This window comes from Bradyrhizobium oropedii (assembly GCF_020889685.1).
In the GTDB taxonomy this organism is placed as follows: Bacteria; Pseudomonadota; Alphaproteobacteria; order Rhizobiales; family Xanthobacteraceae; genus Bradyrhizobium; species Bradyrhizobium oropedii.
In genome coordinates this window covers 1-1144 of record NZ_JACMYO010000442.1, presented here as the reverse complement: position 1 = coordinate 1144, position 1144 = coordinate 1, and the positions used below count along the sequence as shown (strand labels likewise).

The 1144-nt window shown below is 57.3% G+C and carries 1 protein-coding gene; it reads left to right on the top strand.

All coding sequences use genetic code 11. The features are described from left to right. Positions 1 to 378 precede the first annotated feature (378 nt). On the top strand, positions 379 to 1104 hold the full coding sequence (locus tag H8A95_RS43160; RefSeq protein ID WP_229166935.1) for an outer membrane protein: 726 nt from the start codon (positions 379 to 381) through the stop codon (positions 1102 to 1104). The last annotated feature ends 40 nt before the right edge of the window (positions 1105 to 1144 follow it).

Below are 1144 nucleotides of genomic sequence, written 5' to 3'. Positions count from 1 at the left end.
GATCGTGCGCTGGCAAGCCGTGCACGGCTTGCGCTTCGGAGTTGGGTGACGTGAGAATTAAGCACGTCAGACGGCTCGGTCGCATCGTAGGCCGTCATCAGCGGGTCGCTTTCTGGAAGGAGACGCTGGGGCGATCCATGGCTTTCAGTTCATTCAGTATTGCTTGGTCCGGAATTTCCTTCGCTCACTGCATGTGCCTCCCAGATCAGAGCATCTTGGTCGGGCTATGCATTGCGATGGTTGCACGCTCCACATCTGACGCAGCGTTCGATTCAACTCATTTCTTTTGAAACAATGTGGTGCTGCATTTACAGCAATTCGCGATGATCTTGTTAAGACGCATCGCGCCGGGGGGCATCGAAAGGAAGGATACTCGAAATAAAGAATTTGCTGATTCTGACCGCAAGCATCTGCGCACTCACTGCGGCCGCTCCGGCATCTGGCGCGGACTTCGCCGCACAGCCCGTCAACATCAAGGCTCCCCCGCCGCAGATCGTAGCTACAATCAACGACTGGACCGGTTACTACATCGGTATCAATGGTGGCTGGAGATCCAGCCACAATTGGCGGGATTTCAATGGCATCACTTCCGAGGGCTGCCATAATTCGACTGGGGGCACCGTCGGCGGCCAGATCGGCTATCGTTGGCAGATCTTCAACACGATCTACGGCATTGAAGGTCAGGGCAACTGGGCCGACTTCAGCGGCTCCAATGTCAGCACCGCCTTCCCGGCAGGCATCATTGGCACCAAGACAGGTGCGTTCGGCTTGCTGACCGGCCATGTCGGCTACGCGTTCAATGCCGTGCTGCTCTACGCCAAGGGCGGTGCTGCGGTGACCAGCAACACCTATCACATCAACTCAGTGGCTACTGGGACTGAAATTGCCAGAACCAACGATGTGCGTTGGGGTGGCGGGCTCGGCGCCGGTATCGAAGTCAGCCTCACGCCGAGCTGGTCAGCTGGTGTCGAGTATGACCATTTGTTCATGCAGGGCAGCAACGTAACCTTCCCAACAGCCGTTGGCGGTGATCGCGTCCACCAGGATGTCGATCTCATCACGGCACGGGTCAATTACAAATTCGGCCCGGCGCTTGGTAGATAGTGACCTCCACGCGCTGCTACGGTCATGTATGGAACGGCCC